We start from the raw sequence: 14,259 nt of genomic DNA, 5'->3' as shown, positions 1-14,259 counted from the left end.
AGGGGCGCGGAACCGCGCCCCCAAGATCGTTTGTCGCTCAGGGCTTCTCGATGCCCAGAGAGGCCGGATCGACGGTCGTCGCACCCAGATCCTGCAGGGTGTATGCGAAGGTGGATTCCAGCGTCGAGAACAGTTTCTGCGCCTCGGGTCCGTACTGTCCGCCGATGTCATAATTGTTTGCTGCGGCCCAATCGGCCACGGCTTGCGAGGCCATGGCTTTCTGGAATGCTTCGGCCAGTTTTGCCTTTACATCGTCGCTTGCCGAATTGTGGACCGCAAAGCCGATTGCCTGTTTCAGCGGCAAATATTGGTCGAGCCCGTCATAGATGCCAAAGGCCGAAGGAACGGTCATTCCCGCGATTTCCGCGTTTTCAGGTGTCAGCATCGCCAGAGGGCGCAACTGTCCGCCTTCGATCAGCGGGGCCTGTTCCGCCAGCGAGGTCACGACCAGCGCAACTTCACCGGCGATGGCGGCCTCTTGCCCCGGAGCTGAGCCTTTGTAGGGGACGAATTTGAACTCGGCGCCCGAGCCTTTTTCGATGGCCAGCAGGTTCAGGTGGTGGATGGATCCCGCACCCGAGGCTGCCGCGGGGATGGTTCCGGGCGCGGCCTTCGCCGCGTCCACCAACTCTTCAAGGCTGTTGTAGGGGCTGTCTGCGGGAACCGAGATCAAATCAGGCGAGCCGCCAACGATGAATGGAAACCAGTAGTCGAACTTTTTGTCCCAGCCGCCCTGGACGGCGGCGGTCACGTTTGATTCGGAAAGTCCGACCAACGTATAGCCGTCATCAGGCTGGTTCATGACGTAGACCATTCCGTTTGAACCCGCCACGCCTCCGGTCTGGTTGATCACGTTGATCGACACCGGCAGGTGTTTCTCCATCTCGGCCATGATCATCCGGTTGATGGTGTCGGTGCCGCCTCCGGCGCCCCAGACGACGGCGGTGGTAATGTCCCGGTAAGGATACTCCTGCGCGCTGGCGAGCCCTGCGGCACCTGCCGTCATTAGGGCGGCCGCGGCCAACCTTGCGATTTTCGACTTCATCTTTTCCTCCCAGATGCAGTGATGTGTTTGTTATTGCATTTATTTGCGTATACGTTACACAATGCGTTGTCAACGACCGGAATTGATTTAAGGTCGAACGCAAGAACACAGGAAAAGGACGCAGGGCGCATATGGCCGAGAAACTACAGATTGCAGTGTTCCACGGGGACGGGATCGGCCCGGAAATCATGGCTCCGACGCTAAGCATCCTTGCGCAGCTGTCTGAGCAGACCGAGGACTATACACTTGAGTTTCGGGAGGTTTCGGCCGGGGCAGCCCACTATGCGCAAACCGGAGAATCATTTCCGAAAACTTCAATGGATGCGGCGCGGCAGGCGGATGCCATTCTATTGTCCGCGATGGGTTTGCCGGACGTTCGGTACCCGGATGGGACTGAGATTTCCCCTCAGATCGACCTCCGCAAGGCGCTGGGGCTGTTTGCCGGTGTGCGCCCTGTGCGGGTGAGGGCCGGGCAGGCGACACCATTGGCCCTGCCACCGGGCAAGGAAATTGACTTCGTTCTGATCCGCGAAAGTACTGAGGGGTTGTTTCACACCCAGGGGTGCGGAGAAGTGACCGAGGATGAGGCGCGCGAGACGCTGCTGATCACCCGAGAGGTCTGCGAAAAGCTGTTTCGGTTTACCTTCCAGTTGGCGCATGACCGAAGGGCATCCGGGCAGGGTCGGGGTCGAGTCACCTGTGTGGACAAGGCCAACGTCTTCCGGGCCTTTGCATTCTTCCGAGATCTGTTCGATGCCGAGGCTGAGCGTCACCCGGACCTGGTTGCGGATCATGCCTATGTGGATGCAACGGCCTTGTGGATGGTTCAGAAGCCTTGGGAATTCGATGTTCTGGTCACGGAAAACATGTTTGGAGACATTTTGTCTGACCTTGGGGCCGGGCTGATGGGAGGGCTGGGTCTGGCACCCTCGGCTGACATTGGTCTGGATCATGCGGTGTTCCAGCCGTGTCACGGTTCCGCCCCCGACATTGCCGGGGAGGGCATCGCCAATCCGTTTGCCATGTTCCAGTCGGCGGCGATGATGCTGGAGTGGCTTGGGTTGCGGCATCAGATCCCGGCGTTGTCGCGCGATGGGCAACGGCTGCACGCCGCAGTCGACAGCGTCGTGTCCGAGGGCCGAGTTCTGACCCGTGATCTGGGCGGAGAAGCCGACACGCTGGCCTCAGCGCGGGCGGTAGCGGACAGGGTGTTCTCGGTGTGAGCAGCCAGCAGTTCATTCGTGTCGCCTGTGTCGGCGCCGGCTATTTCAGCCAGTTCCACTATGGCAGCTGGCGCCGCATACCGCAGGTTCAACTGGTGGCCGCATGTGATCGCGATCTCGAGAAGGCGGCCGCCACTGGGTTGCCTGCCTATGATGATCTGCCGTCGATGCTGACCCAGGAAACGCCCCAGCTGTTGGACATAATCCTGCCGCCTGACGGTCATGCCGACGCAATTCGCGTCGCGCTGGACGCGGGTGTGGGTTGGATCCTGTGCCAAAAACCGTTTTGTCGATCTCTGGCAGAAGCGGAGGATGTACTGAAGGACGCTCGGGATGCCGGAGCCACCGTCGTTGTCCACGAGAATTTTCGCTTTCAGCCGTGGTATCGGGTGATGAAGGACGCCCTGACACGCGGGGATATCGGGACACCGCTGCAGGCCACGTTCCGGCTGCGCCCGGGCGACGGGCAGGGGCCTCGCGCTTATCTTGATCGGCAACCCTATTTTCAGAAGATGCCGCGTTTTCTGATCCACGAAACGGCGGTGCATTGGGTCGATACGTTTCGGTTCTTGTTCGGCAATCCGGTCTCGGTTTACGCCGATCTGCGGCGGATCAACCCTGTCATTGCCGGAGAGGACGCAGGCTATGTCATCTTTGAGTTCGAAAACGGGTTGAGGGCCGTGTTCGATGGCAACCGGAACCTGGATCATGCCTCGGACAATCTGCGCCGCACCATGGGGGAGGCCCTGATCGAAGGCACCGGCGGAACACTGACGATGGATGGCTTTGGCGCCGTTGGGCTGCGGGAATTCGGCAGCCAGAGCAGCGTGCAGTTGCTTGCGCCCGATAAATGGGAGGGCTTTGGTGGCGATTGCGTGCACGCATTGCAGCAGCATGTCATATCCGGTCTTCTAAATGGAACGCATTTGGAAAATACTGGCCCGGACTATCTGGACGTTATCCGCATTGAGCAGGCGATCTACAGATCTGATGCGGAGGGCAGGAAAATCGTTTTGGAGGCCGAATGAAAAACGAGACCGGCAAGGCTCTCTCGAATACTCAGCGCGCGGTGCGGGACTTGCGGCGGATGATCCTGACCGGAGAGTTGGCCGCGGGCACCGACCATCTGGAAACCGAACTGGCCGAGCAGTTGGGGATGTCGCGCACGCCGGTTCGCGAAGCAGCGCTGATGCTGGAAAGCAAGGGCCTGTTGGAAATGCGGCCGCGCAAAGGGGTGCGGATCCTGCCGGTATCTCCGGATGATATGCGCGAGATCTATGACATTTTGACCGAGTTGGAGAGCCTTGCAGCCGAACGCGCGGCCGAGGCCGGATTTTCTGAACAGGACCTTCAGCCGTTGGCGGACTCGATCGCCCAAATGGATCGCGCCATCGGTGAGGAAGACCTGGAGGCGTGGGCCAAGGCCGATGACCTGTTCCACCGCGAGCTTGTCCGGTTGGGTGGCAACCGACGGGTGGAAAGCATCGTTTCCATGATGAGCGACCAGGTCCGCAGAGCGCGGGCCTCGACCCTGTTCATTCGCCCGTTACCGGTCAAATCGAATGAAGATCACCGTGCGGTCTACACCGCAATCCGTGACGGCAAACCTGATGTGGCGCGCGACCGGCATCGCCAGCACCGGCTGCATGCCAAATCCGTCATCATCGACATCTTGGAAAAGCATCGGCTGAACAAGCTGTAGCCAGTCAGTTCGGTCACCCCGCTGGCCGTACTTCTGCCAGTGGTGCAATCTGGACTTCCAGTCCCAACAGGGGATATGGCCAATAAAGCGGCGCGATGCGAAAGGACTTCCGGTGCAGATAACCCAGCAGATGGCAGGCGACAGCGTCTATTACATCAATCTGGACCGTGTGCCCGAGCGCCGGGCGTTCATGGAGGCGCAGTTTCTGAAGGCGGGCCTTGTGGGGGCACATAGGATCAGTGCGACGGATGCCAGTCAGCCGGGTGCGTTGGAGCAAAACGGATATGTTGCGGGAACGGGAACGCGCTGGGGTCTGACGACCAGCGAAATCGCCTGTTTCGAAAGCCATAGATCGGTTTGGCAGCGGATCGTCGATCGGAACCTTCCGGCCGCTGTCGTCTTTGAGGATGATGTGGAAATGTCCTCTGACGCTGGCCGGGTGATCACCGAAGTGCTGAACCACCCGGAAGCCTATGATTGCGTCAAATTGGATTACTCGCCCCGGTCACTGCGCTTTGGGCCGGAAACCGGGATCGGAAATGTCCGCGTGCGCCCAATGTTGGAAATGGCGCCAAGTGCGGCGGCCTATGTTCTGTCACAGGCTGGCTGCCGCAAACTGTTGGCCTGGTCGCAGAGATATTCTGACCATCTCGATGACTTTCTGTCGTTGCCGCGCAGGGATTGGAACATGTTTCAATGCTTTCCGGCCGTTGGTGTTCAAATGATCTGGTCGGGACGGCAGGAGCAGATCGACGAACCGGTCAAAAGCAGTGAGCGAACCCAAAACGCAGCCACGAACAGCGGATTGGACAAGGGCCCCACATGGTTTCGGCTGCGGCGCGAGCTTCAGTCGGCCGGCTGCAAACTGAAATGGAAGCTGGGCGGTCAGGCGCGGCTTGTCCAGCGCGGCGGCATGGTGGACTTCATTCCCTGTGCCGACGATCTGATCGTGCGCCCTTGGTCCTGAAGTCTTTGAGCCGATGGTGAAAAACCGAGCGGTTCCAACCATCCGCGCCGGTCGCAAAGCGCATAAACGTTAACAAAACTCTCGATTTGATATAACCTCACAGTGTTATTGCGCGATTTTTTGGGGTTTTGGTGTGGGTCAAACGATTTACGAGAAATACGGCGGGTTCAAAACCATCAGCCGGATCGTGATGACATTTTACGAAATGGCATTGGAATCGGATGAGATCGGAGGCTACTTCGAAGACATCGACATGCCTCGGTTGATCGATCATCAAACCAAGTTCGTTTCGTCTCTGGTGGGTGGACCAGCGTCTTTCAGTGATGATCGGATCGAGGCCGTGCATCGGCACCTCAACATCAGCCATGATGATTTCGACGAGATGGCTACGCTGTTCGGTGAAGCACTTTCAATTCATGGAATGACCGAAGATGACGTGCAGGTCGCGCTGGCTGCGATCGAGGGCAAGAGGGCGATCATCGTTGCCCGGGATGCGGCATGAGCATTCTGGCCATCAACGAGCATCTGCTGCGTGCCATCGGGGTCGGTGTTGCAGTATTGCGGGCCTCGGACCTGACCTTCGTGTTCCACAATGGCCCATTCGCCGAATGGTTCGGCAAGCCCGAGCCCGGTCAGACACTTTTGGATATTTTGCCGGATCTGGACCAGCGCGAGCTGGATGACGTCAAGCAATCGGGCCTGCGGTATTCGGCAGAGCTGCAGATGAAACCGAAACGCCGCACGCTGATCTTTGCTGTAACGATTTCCTTGGCCAATGGGATGGATGAGCAGGTTCTGGTTGTCGAATGTCAGAACATCACGAAAATTCGTGAACTGGAGAGCATGATCGACAGCTATTCGACCATGGTCGAGCGCAACACCCGCGAGTTGGAAAGAGAAAAGGAACGGGTCGAACGGCTTTTGCTGAATCTGATGCCGCGCGCGGTTTATGAAGAGTTCAAAACCTTCGGCGTAGTAACGCCTCAGCTGTATGATCAGGTTTCCGTGGTCATGCTGGATTTCGTCGGCTTTACGGATTTTGCGGCAAAAACCGACCCTACGGTCACTCTCAGTGAGTTGAATGACATCTTCACCGCCTTCGACCGGATCGTCGAACAGTTCGGCTGTGAACGGATCAAGACGATCGGCGACGCATATCTTGCGGTGTCAGGCATGCCCGACGCCACGCCCGACCATGCCACGGCGGTTGCGCATTGTGCGGTCCGATTTCTGCGGTATCTGGAACGGCGCAACGAAAGTCATCCGCACAAATGGCAGGCCCGGATCGGGCTTGGCATGGGGCCGGCCGTTGGGTCCGTGGTAGGGATCCAGAAATACGTCTATGACGTTTTTGGACCGGCCGTGAATATCGCATCGCGGTTGCAGGTCTTTGCGAACCCCATGAACATCGTTGCCCCGGAAGAGATGAAATACGCCCTGATCGATGAATTTCAGGTCTCGGACCTGGGTCCGGTCGACATCAAGGGGATGGGCATGATGGATCTGATCAATGTCACCTCACGGCTGAACGCACCACATGCCAGCAGGATGTTCTGACGATCATTCGTCGGGCGGCACCAGCCCCAACCCTCTGAGGTATATGCCGATCCCGGATTCCAAAAGGTCTTCGGGTGGGAAAGGCGAGCTGGCACCTGCATTGCGGGCATAAAGCTCTACGACACCATGGCTCATCGCCCAGATATGCGCGCTGAACATAGACGCCGGTGGGCGCTTTTCCGGCGGGATGTGTTCTGAAAGATCGGCCGCAGCCATTTCCAGAACCTCTTTTGCCCGGTTGGCGGCCAACGCCAGCTCGGGCGTCCGGTTGACCGAGATTCCGCTTTCGAACATCGAGATGTAATGGCCGGGATGCTTGCGCGCAAACGCCAGATATGCACGCCCGGTCGCTTCGAAAGCGGCCAGCGCCGAGGGCTGCCCCTTGTCATAGGCATACTGCATGAGGTCCGCGAACATCTCGAACCCCTGACGGGCCGCCTCGGCGATCAGATCCTCGCGACCCTGATAGTGTCGGTAAACCGCGGCTGGGGTGACACCGGCCCGTTTTGCGGCTTCAGACAGGGTGAAGCCGGTCGGACCTTTTTCCTCGATCAGCGAGAGGGCGGCGTCGATCAGCGCCTGTTTAAGATTCCCATGGTGATAGCCGCGTTTGGTCATTCCGACGGCACCTGCCTGTGTTTGCGTGCTCTTTTACCAACCAGACATAATGCACGCGGGGCAGCAGGTCCAATCCTTGAGACATGATCAAAGGGACTAATGCTTGACCAAAGACGCCCTAGACTACGCATCCCAGATTTCCGGTCCGCCACAAATCATCGGGTCGGGCTCGCCAACGGCTTCGACGTCCTTTTCGTCATAGTCCACATTCGACAATACCGCCCGGATTGCCGCAAGCCGCGCGCGCTTCTTGTCGTCTGAACGGATGATCGTCCAAGGGCACAGATCGGAATGGGAGCGTGTCAGAGATTCGGAAATCGACTGCGTGTATTCATCCCATTTGCCCAGACCGGCGATGTCGATAGGGCTCAGTTTCCATTGTTTCAGCGGGTCATTCTCGCGCGCGAGAAACCGATTGAGCTGTTCTGCGCGTCCGACGTTGAGCCAGAACTTGAAAAGGTGAATGCCGTCATGCACAAGCCCGATCTCCAGCGGCATGACTTGCCTGAAGAAGCGTTCCCGCTGGTCTGCGGTACAGAATCCAAAGACGTTTTCGACGACCCCCCGGTTGTACCAGCTGCGATCGAAGAAAACGATCTCGCCGGCTGATGGCAGGTGCTGGATGTACCGCTGGAAATACCATTGGCTGCGCTCGGCGTCGGAGGGTTTGCTGAGGGCGACATTGCGGGCGCCACGCGGGTTCAGGTTTTCCCGGAATCGCTTGATCGTACCGCCTTTGCCTGCTGCATCCCGGCCCTCGAACACGATCGCGATGCGTTGTCCGGTTTCCTTGACCCATGCCTGCATCTTGACCAGTTCGATCTGCAGGGCCTCCATCTGATTGTCATAGTCTTTGCGCTTCATCCTCTCCTGATATGGGTAGCTGGGGTTGAGGATGTCGCCTTTTTCAGCGTCTTCGATGGCCTTTCGCACGCTCTCGGGAGCGTCGTTCCGAAAGTAGCTGTTGATTGCTCGGTCCGCTGCACGGGTCATGAGTTGCCTCGCCATAAAATCCAGTTTCTACTATGGATTACGGGCGGGGTTAACGCAAATCCGCTCGTTCCGCGGCGCGTTCGATCGCAGCAGCAACTTCTGGAGCGGCCACCACTTGAGGCATGTGACCCATACCTTCAAGTTCGATCAGCTCAGCGCCGGGGATTTGTTCGATCAACCGCTCGGAATGCCAGCCCAGCCCAACTGTGGTGTCTGCCGTACCATGCACAATTTCGGTGGGCACCGAAATCTCGGGGTAGCGCGGTTGCAGCTCGGCAACTTCGTTCAGGAGGTTGGCCCGTTGTTTTGCGTTGGCATGCATCGACGACCGGCGGAGCGTCAGGGGCGGGCCAAAGTGCTCGGCATAGCCTTCGGGTGCCGCCTGGGGGGCAAAGACCGTATCCAGGGCCTTGTTGACGTACCAGTCCGGAACGTAGGCGGTGATCAACGGCAGGACGAGAGCATTTCCCCAGGCGGTCGAGGTAATCCGGTTGAAGGAATCGAGCGGAGTTTCCCATGGCACCGCGGCCGGGGCGATCAGGACCAGAGCCGAGATGTTGTCAGGTCGCGTCACAGCCCAGGCCAGCGATACCGACCCGCCATAGCTTTGACCGGCTACGATGGGTTTGTCGGCCCCCAGCATCGCGGCAGCTTTCTGCAGGATTTCTGCCTGCTCAACGATGGTTTCGCCCTCCGCCGAGAAGCTCTGAGAATAGCCCAGCCCCGGTCGGTCAAATACAATGACCCGAAAGGATTTTGCCAGCAACGGCGCAAGAGCAAACGTCATGTCCCGGGTATTGCCGCTGGACCCGTGGATCAGGACGACATCCGGGCCTTCGCCCATGACGACGGCATGTACAGCAACGCCGTCGACATCCAATATCTGACCTTCTGGCGGAAACGCGGCCTCGGCCCGGGCCTCATGGCGTGCGGCAAGCCAAGCCGTCAAAGCCGCAAAAAGGGCCGCAAACAGGCCTAGGTATATCAACGACTTAATGACCAATTTTCGTCATGTCGAAAGGAGTGGTCTGGTAGATTTCGTTGATCCAGTTCCCATACAGCAGATGCGCATGGCTACGCCACCGATTCTGAGGCGTGCGGGACGGGTCATCGTCGGGATAATAGTTGATGGGTACGTTGATCGGAGTGCCATTGGCCACGTCCCGATCGTATTCCTGTTTCAGCGTGTCACTGTCGTATTCGAAGTGATTGAAGATATACAGCGCCCGGTTCTGCCGATCTTCAACCAGACACGGACCGACCTCGTCGCTGCCCAGAAGGGTCACAAGCCCTTTGGCAGCGTCGATTTCATCCTGCCGGACTTCGGTCCAGCGACTGACCGGGATCACGCAGTCATCCGAGAAACCTCGCAGGAAAGGCGAGGCCGGCGACAGGTTCCGATGCCGGAAACACCCAAACGCCTTGGCGTCCAGCATATGCTTTTTTACGCCATGAAAATGATAGATCATCGCCATGCCACCCCAGCACACGCCGAAGGTCGAATGCACATTGGTTCGGGTCCATTCAAACACCTCGGTCAGTTCGTCCCAATAGGTGACGTCCTGAAATTCCAGATGCTCGATGGGGGCGCCGGTGATGATCAGGCCGTCAAATTTCTGGTCCTTCACGTCCTGAAAAGGGCGGTAGAACTCTTCCATGTGTTCGGCCGCGGTGTTTTTGGTTTGATGCTCAGTCATGCGGATCAGGGACAACTCGATCTGCAGAGGCGTCGCGCCGATCAATCGGGCAAACTGGTTTTCGGTCTGGATTTTTTTCGGCATCAGGTTCAGCAACCCGATCTTCAGGGGCCGGATGTCCTGCCGTGCGGCCTGATCCTCGGCCATGACCATGACGCCCTCTTTCGTCAGAACGTCAAAGGCCGGGAGGTCGGACGGAATCTTGATAGGCATGAGGCGGGTTTTTCCAGTTTCTTCTGAAGCGTTCTAGTTAGGACGCCGCGGCGCGGGTCTCAAGTGTGCTCTCGATCAACTCATCGAAATCACGCGCATCCCGCACCTTTCCGATTGCGTCGGCGGTAACAGTGACCCCCCAATTCTCAGCCATGGATTGGTATCTGGGCTGACGGTGGGCCAGGGCGCGGGCATAGGTCCAGCGGATGAAGTCGTCGGGATTGACCTCTGCCTCGGCGCAGCCGTGCTGATCGAGGTATTCCTGCCAGGTGCGCGTCAGGAAATCGGCCTGATAAGACATCGGTTTGGGGGCCTTGTCGAACCGTCGGATCAGTTCGGCGGTGTGGTCGTCGTCGCCCTTGATCCAGACCATCAGGGTCTGGCGCGAGAGTTCCGACAAGACGTGGTCGGAAGGATTGTCAGGGTCCACCCATTCGCAGATTGACCCGCCGGTGTCACAGATGAAATGCGGGTACCCGTACAGACGCTGAGCGCGGTCAATGAAATATTCGGTGTCCAGCAGAGCGTGGATTTCGGCCTGCCGGAACTGCTCTTGTCTACGCCGATATTCCGGCATCGCCAGCCCACCCAGCGCCGGGTTTCCGGGCTTGCCCAGATAGGCGGCGACCGGCGTCAGGTTTTCGAACGAAATGTTGGAACCGATATAGATCGAGTCAGAGAGCAGCAGATCCCGCAGAAAGGGAACCTTCATTGCCTCGGCCTTGGCGTTGTCGGTGATGTATTCACCCATGTAACGCGTGCCAATTCGATAATCGATCGAATAGTGGAACCAGTCGCCCGAGTCGCGAAGGATGTTCGATACATAAGTCTTGCCCAAGCCGGACATGCCGAAAAACAGCACCTTTTTGCGCGCCGCTTCGCGCCAGTCCTTTGCCGAACTGTAGATCATGTGCAACCGTCCCTTGTTTTGTCCTAGCTAAATCGGCCCGGCGATGGCGTCAATCTCGGCCGCGGGATCGGCTTAGGATCAATAGCCCCAATGCAAGGATTGCAAAGCCGATGAAGGCATTCGGGGCAAGGGTTTCGTGCCGGACATAGGCGCCCAGCAGAATGGCGACTGGAGGGATGATCAGGGTGACCAGCAGCAGGTTGCCGCTGCCGGCTGCGGCCAGAACCCTGTAGTACAGCAGGTAGGCCCCAGCAGTAGCGACGAGTGCGTAATAGGCTACGGCGATCCACGCTGTCATTGGCAGGTCGAACGATGGCGCACCGTCGACGACCAGCATTACCGGCAGCATGACGATGGTTGACCCGCTCAGCATTCCCGCCGCCGCAACCTGCGGCGCTAGGCCTGACAAGCGCAGACGGGCCCAGACAGCCGCCAGCGCATAGGATACGGTCCCGGCCAGAATGGCCAACTGAGCAGCGCTTTGAAGGCTGAACCCAAGGAAATTGTGCAATCCGATTGCGGTGGAAACTCCGCCAAAGCCAAGCGCAACACCCACGGCTCGGCGTTTGGTCAGTCGCTCGTCGGGAAAGAACGCAGCCGCAACCAGAACGCCGAAGATTGCCGTGGCAGCGTTCAAGATCGAGGTCAGACCGGTGTCGACATACAATTGGCCCCAGGCCATCAGCGAGAAGGGCAATACGTTGTTCAACAGACCCATGACCAGAAAAGCGCCCCAAATACGCGGGTCCCTCGGTATCGTTTCTCGGCGGAAGAGGACGACGGCCCAAAGTACGAGCGCCGCCCAGAAAACGCGATGAAACACGGCCGTCATCACAGGTATCGTGTCCAGTGCGACGCGGATCGCCAGGAAGGACGCTCCCCAGATCAGTCCAAGGAGGATGAGCTCGAACCAGGCAAGGGCGGAGAGGGATTTTTGCTGCGTCATGGCTATTTCTTGCATGTTTATGTTTGCCTCACGCGGAATACTTGCATTCGGCAATTCGGTAAGCGACCCGGATCATGCGAAAAACCCCGCCACAAGGGCGGGGTTTTCCAATTCTGTATGAGCGTATCCCTTAGTTCAGGGCGTAGGTCACCTGAATACCAACGCTCCACGCGCTGTTTCCAGAGAAGTTCGCCCGCGCCCCGGGGCCAGCACCGTCAGCGGTTGCGTCGCCCAGATCGGTATAGCGAACGCCGCCCGAAATCTTGGCGCGTTCCATCGAGTAGGTGCCGCCAAGGCCGATGCTCCAGAACCCGTCGGTCGGACCCAGGTTGGAAACGGGCTCATTGGTTGCCGATTCATAGCCAAGGGTCACAGCGCCCGAGAATTGTTCGGAGAACTGGTAGCCAAGACCCAGCGAATAGGTCCAGGTCGGATCGTCATAGTCCACCAGCGCGCTGGTCGGCGGATAGTTCGGGGGATCGTAAACCGTTTGCGGCCAATCGACCCAGCGGATCGATCCGAACAGCAATGTCTTGGGGGCAACGCCGGTCTGGAAGTCCAGGTTCACCGATTGCGGAGAAACGACCTCGCTGGAAGTGTCGAATGTCGCCACGGTTCCAGGCGGGATCGGCGGGATCGGGATTGGGTTCACCGACTCCGTTTGCGACAGGTCATGGGAAATTTTCGAGTTGTAGGTCAGCGCCACGCGCGCTGCGATCTCGGGCTTTTCCCAAGCCACACCTACGACGTAACCCAGCGCGGTATCCTTGTCGGCATTCACCTCGTAACCAGCCGCCGCCGGCACGGCAACGTCAGCGCTGAGCCGCTGAATACGCAGACCACCGATGGCGCTGAAGCCGCCGTCGAACTTGTAGCGCAACAGGGCAGTAATTGCCTCTGTGTCGGCTTTCGCGCGCAGAACGTCAGTGCGACCGCCCGGGATCGGGTTCTGCGAGAGCGGGTAGTTCGAACCGTAGGCGATATCGGCACCGAACGGTTCGTCATAGATCAGCGCAAAGTCGAGTTGGTCGGTGAAGGCGTGCTTGTACGCGAGATGAGGCGAGAAGAAGTCGTTTGCAACGTTGCCCGAGTCCACGCCCAGCATCGTGCCGCTTACGCTTGGGTTGGTGTAGCCCAGGCGAAACTGTACGACGGAACCTTCCTCAAAGATAATGTTGATGCCTTGCCCACTACGGTCGATACCGCCGGCATGAGCGGCGGTCGCCCCTGCACAGAGCACGCACGCCTGTAACAGCGCTTTCTTCATGTATTCCTCCCTTTTCACTATCCGGCGCCACAGTATTGTCTTGTGAGTGTCAGTGGCGGTGATTTCTGTGGCCATTATTCACGGGGAGTTTAAAAAAACGTCAACCACTGACCATGCGTTAGTTTCTGCCAGTGACCGAACGTCAGTTTTTGTGTGTGGTTTTTGCCAGAGTGCCCGATCCCGCGCGGCCTTCGGACCAGACATTCAGGAAGATGCCCGAGAAAATCACGACGGCGCCCAGCATGGTCCACTGATCCAGGGGTTCGTGATACAGCAGCATCCCAACAATGGCGATCGTCGGCAGGCGCGCGAAATCAAAGGGAATAACGACCGTGGCCGGAGCGATGGCAAGCGCGTTTGTAATGCAGAAATGGGCCAGCAGGCCGGCCAGCCCGACCAGCAACAACAGGGGCGCGCTTTGAGCGGTTGGCAGGACGATCTGCCCGTCCGCTCCGGCAACAGCAAGACCCATTGCGGCCTGCATCGTAGTCAGCCAGAAAACGATGCATCCGATGCTGGCGAACCCTGTCAGTTTCTTCGTCGAAATCGTTGTAAGCGCAAAGAAAACAGCCGAGGAGGCCGCTGCAAGAACACCGGGCGTGAGCGGTGTGGCTCCGGGTCGGGCGACGATCAATATGCCTGCGAAACCTATGATTGCCGACATGACCCGCGTGGGTGTCAGGCGTTCGCCCAGCAGAAGCGGAGACAGGAGTACGACCCATATCGGTTGCGTAAATTCCAACGCAAAAACCTGCGCCAGCGGGATGACGCTGACAGCGTAGAACCACAGGTTTTGGCCCGCAAAATGCAACGAGTTTCGAACCGCGTGCAGGCCCAGACGTTGTGTCGATACCTGGTGCCATTTGCCGGTTGCCGTCAAAACGGCCGAAACGACGATGACGCCCACAATGCTGCGGTACATCATGATTTCAAATGTGTCGTGCGTCAGGCTAAGCTCGCGCCCGGCAACGGCCATTGACGAGAAAGAAGCGATCGCCCCGGTCATCCACAGCGCGGTTTTGGCAATCATCGATTTGCTATCGCGCATGTTTCGATCCTTGGGCTGAGCTTGCGTTTGGCCACCGAACCAAAACCGACGCCGGTTCACAACAACAAAAAAG

Annotated in this window: 15 protein-coding genes; 6 read left to right on the top strand and 9 right to left on the bottom strand. The window is 58.4% G+C overall.

The window, feature by feature from the left end; genetic code table 11:
- Positions 1 to 37 precede the first annotated feature (37 nt).
- Positions 38 to 1,045: a Bug family tripartite tricarboxylate transporter substrate binding protein gene (locus ACR3EL_RS09200; protein ID WP_170338910.1), complete on the bottom strand. Its 1,008-nt coding sequence runs from the start codon at positions 1,043 to 1,045 to the stop codon at positions 38 to 40.
- 131 nt (positions 1,046 to 1,176) lie between these two features.
- On the opposite strand from ACR3EL_RS09200, the gene ACR3EL_RS09195 reads away from it, so the two are divergent.
- From ACR3EL_RS09195 to ACR3EL_RS09170, 6 genes are all read left to right on the top strand, one after another.
- Positions 1,177 to 2,268 carry an isocitrate/isopropylmalate dehydrogenase family protein gene (locus tag ACR3EL_RS09195; RefSeq protein ID WP_170338908.1) on the top strand — a complete coding sequence of 364 codons (1,092 nt, stop codon included), beginning with the start codon at positions 1,177 to 1,179 and terminating at the stop codon, positions 2,266 to 2,268.
- Complete coding sequence (locus tag ACR3EL_RS09190; protein ID WP_170338906.1) at positions 2,265 to 3,296, top strand: Gfo/Idh/MocA family protein; 1,032 nt, start codon at positions 2,265 to 2,267, stop codon at positions 3,294 to 3,296. Before ACR3EL_RS09195 ends, ACR3EL_RS09190 begins: the two co-directional genes overlap by 4 nt.
- Positions 3,293 to 3,970 carry a GntR family transcriptional regulator gene (locus ACR3EL_RS09185; protein WP_170338904.1) on the top strand — a complete coding sequence of 226 codons (678 nt, stop codon included), beginning with the start codon at positions 3,293 to 3,295 and terminating at the stop codon, positions 3,968 to 3,970. The genes ACR3EL_RS09190 and ACR3EL_RS09185 overlap by 4 nt, the downstream gene beginning before the upstream one ends.
- Positions 3,971 to 4,082: 112 nt before the next feature.
- Positions 4,083 to 4,937, top strand: a complete 855-nt coding sequence (locus ACR3EL_RS09180; protein WP_170338902.1) for a glycosyltransferase family 25 protein — start codon at positions 4,083 to 4,085, stop codon at positions 4,935 to 4,937.
- 133 nt (positions 4,938 to 5,070) lie between these two features.
- Complete coding sequence (locus tag ACR3EL_RS09175; protein ID WP_170338900.1) at positions 5,071 to 5,439, top strand: group I truncated hemoglobin; 369 nt, start codon at positions 5,071 to 5,073, stop codon at positions 5,437 to 5,439.
- Positions 5,436 to 6,494: an adenylate/guanylate cyclase domain-containing protein gene (locus tag ACR3EL_RS09170; RefSeq protein ID WP_093961896.1), complete on the top strand. Its 1,059-nt coding sequence runs from the start codon at positions 5,436 to 5,438 to the stop codon at positions 6,492 to 6,494. The genes ACR3EL_RS09175 and ACR3EL_RS09170 overlap by 4 nt, the downstream gene beginning before the upstream one ends.
- 3 nt (positions 6,495 to 6,497) lie before the next feature.
- On the opposite strand, the gene ACR3EL_RS09165 is transcribed toward ACR3EL_RS09170, so the two are convergent.
- The 8 genes from ACR3EL_RS09165 to ACR3EL_RS09130 all read right to left on the bottom strand — a co-directional run bounded on the left by ACR3EL_RS09165 (position 6,498) and on the right by ACR3EL_RS09130 (position 14,186).
- Positions 6,498 to 7,112 (bottom strand): TetR/AcrR family transcriptional regulator, encoded by a 615-nt coding sequence (locus ACR3EL_RS09165; protein ID WP_093961897.1) that lies wholly within the window; start codon positions 7,110 to 7,112, stop codon positions 6,498 to 6,500.
- A gap of 123 nt (positions 7,113 to 7,235) precedes the next feature.
- A complete protein-coding gene (gene ppk2 / locus ACR3EL_RS09160) occupies positions 7,236 to 8,105 on the bottom strand; it encodes a polyphosphate kinase 2 (protein WP_170338898.1) in 870 nt (289 codons plus the stop codon).
- Between the two features lie 49 nt (positions 8,106 to 8,154).
- Positions 8,155 to 9,102 (bottom strand): alpha/beta fold hydrolase, encoded by a 948-nt coding sequence (locus tag ACR3EL_RS09155; protein ID WP_437342581.1) that lies wholly within the window; start codon positions 9,100 to 9,102, stop codon positions 8,155 to 8,157.
- On the bottom strand, positions 9,098 to 10,015 hold the full coding sequence (gene metA / locus ACR3EL_RS09150) for a homoserine O-acetyltransferase MetA (RefSeq protein ID WP_170338894.1): 918 nt from the start codon (positions 10,013 to 10,015) through the stop codon (positions 9,098 to 9,100). The genes ACR3EL_RS09155 and metA overlap by 5 nt, the downstream gene beginning before the upstream one ends.
- Before the next feature lie 37 nt (positions 10,016 to 10,052).
- Positions 10,053 to 10,925: an ATPase gene (locus ACR3EL_RS09145; RefSeq protein ID WP_170357629.1), complete on the bottom strand. Its 873-nt coding sequence runs from the start codon at positions 10,923 to 10,925 to the stop codon at positions 10,053 to 10,055.
- Between the two features lie 49 nt (positions 10,926 to 10,974).
- Positions 10,975 to 11,871, bottom strand: coding sequence for a DMT family transporter (locus ACR3EL_RS09140; protein WP_480721300.1), 897 nt, complete (start codon positions 11,869 to 11,871; stop codon positions 10,975 to 10,977).
- Positions 11,872 to 12,001: 130 nt separating this feature from the next.
- Positions 12,002 to 13,138 (bottom strand): OmpP1/FadL family transporter, encoded by a 1,137-nt coding sequence (locus ACR3EL_RS09135; RefSeq protein ID WP_170339445.1) that lies wholly within the window; start codon positions 13,136 to 13,138, stop codon positions 12,002 to 12,004.
- 142 nt (positions 13,139 to 13,280) lie between these two features.
- Positions 13,281 to 14,186: a DMT family transporter gene (locus ACR3EL_RS09130; protein ID WP_170338887.1), complete on the bottom strand. Its 906-nt coding sequence runs from the start codon at positions 14,184 to 14,186 to the stop codon at positions 13,281 to 13,283.
- Positions 14,187 to 14,259 lie beyond the last annotated feature (73 nt).

Source organism: Ruegeria sp. BJ3 (genome assembly GCF_056535665.1).
Note: the sequence above shows the minus strand (reverse complement) of the source record. Positions and strands in the feature narration are given on the sequence as shown.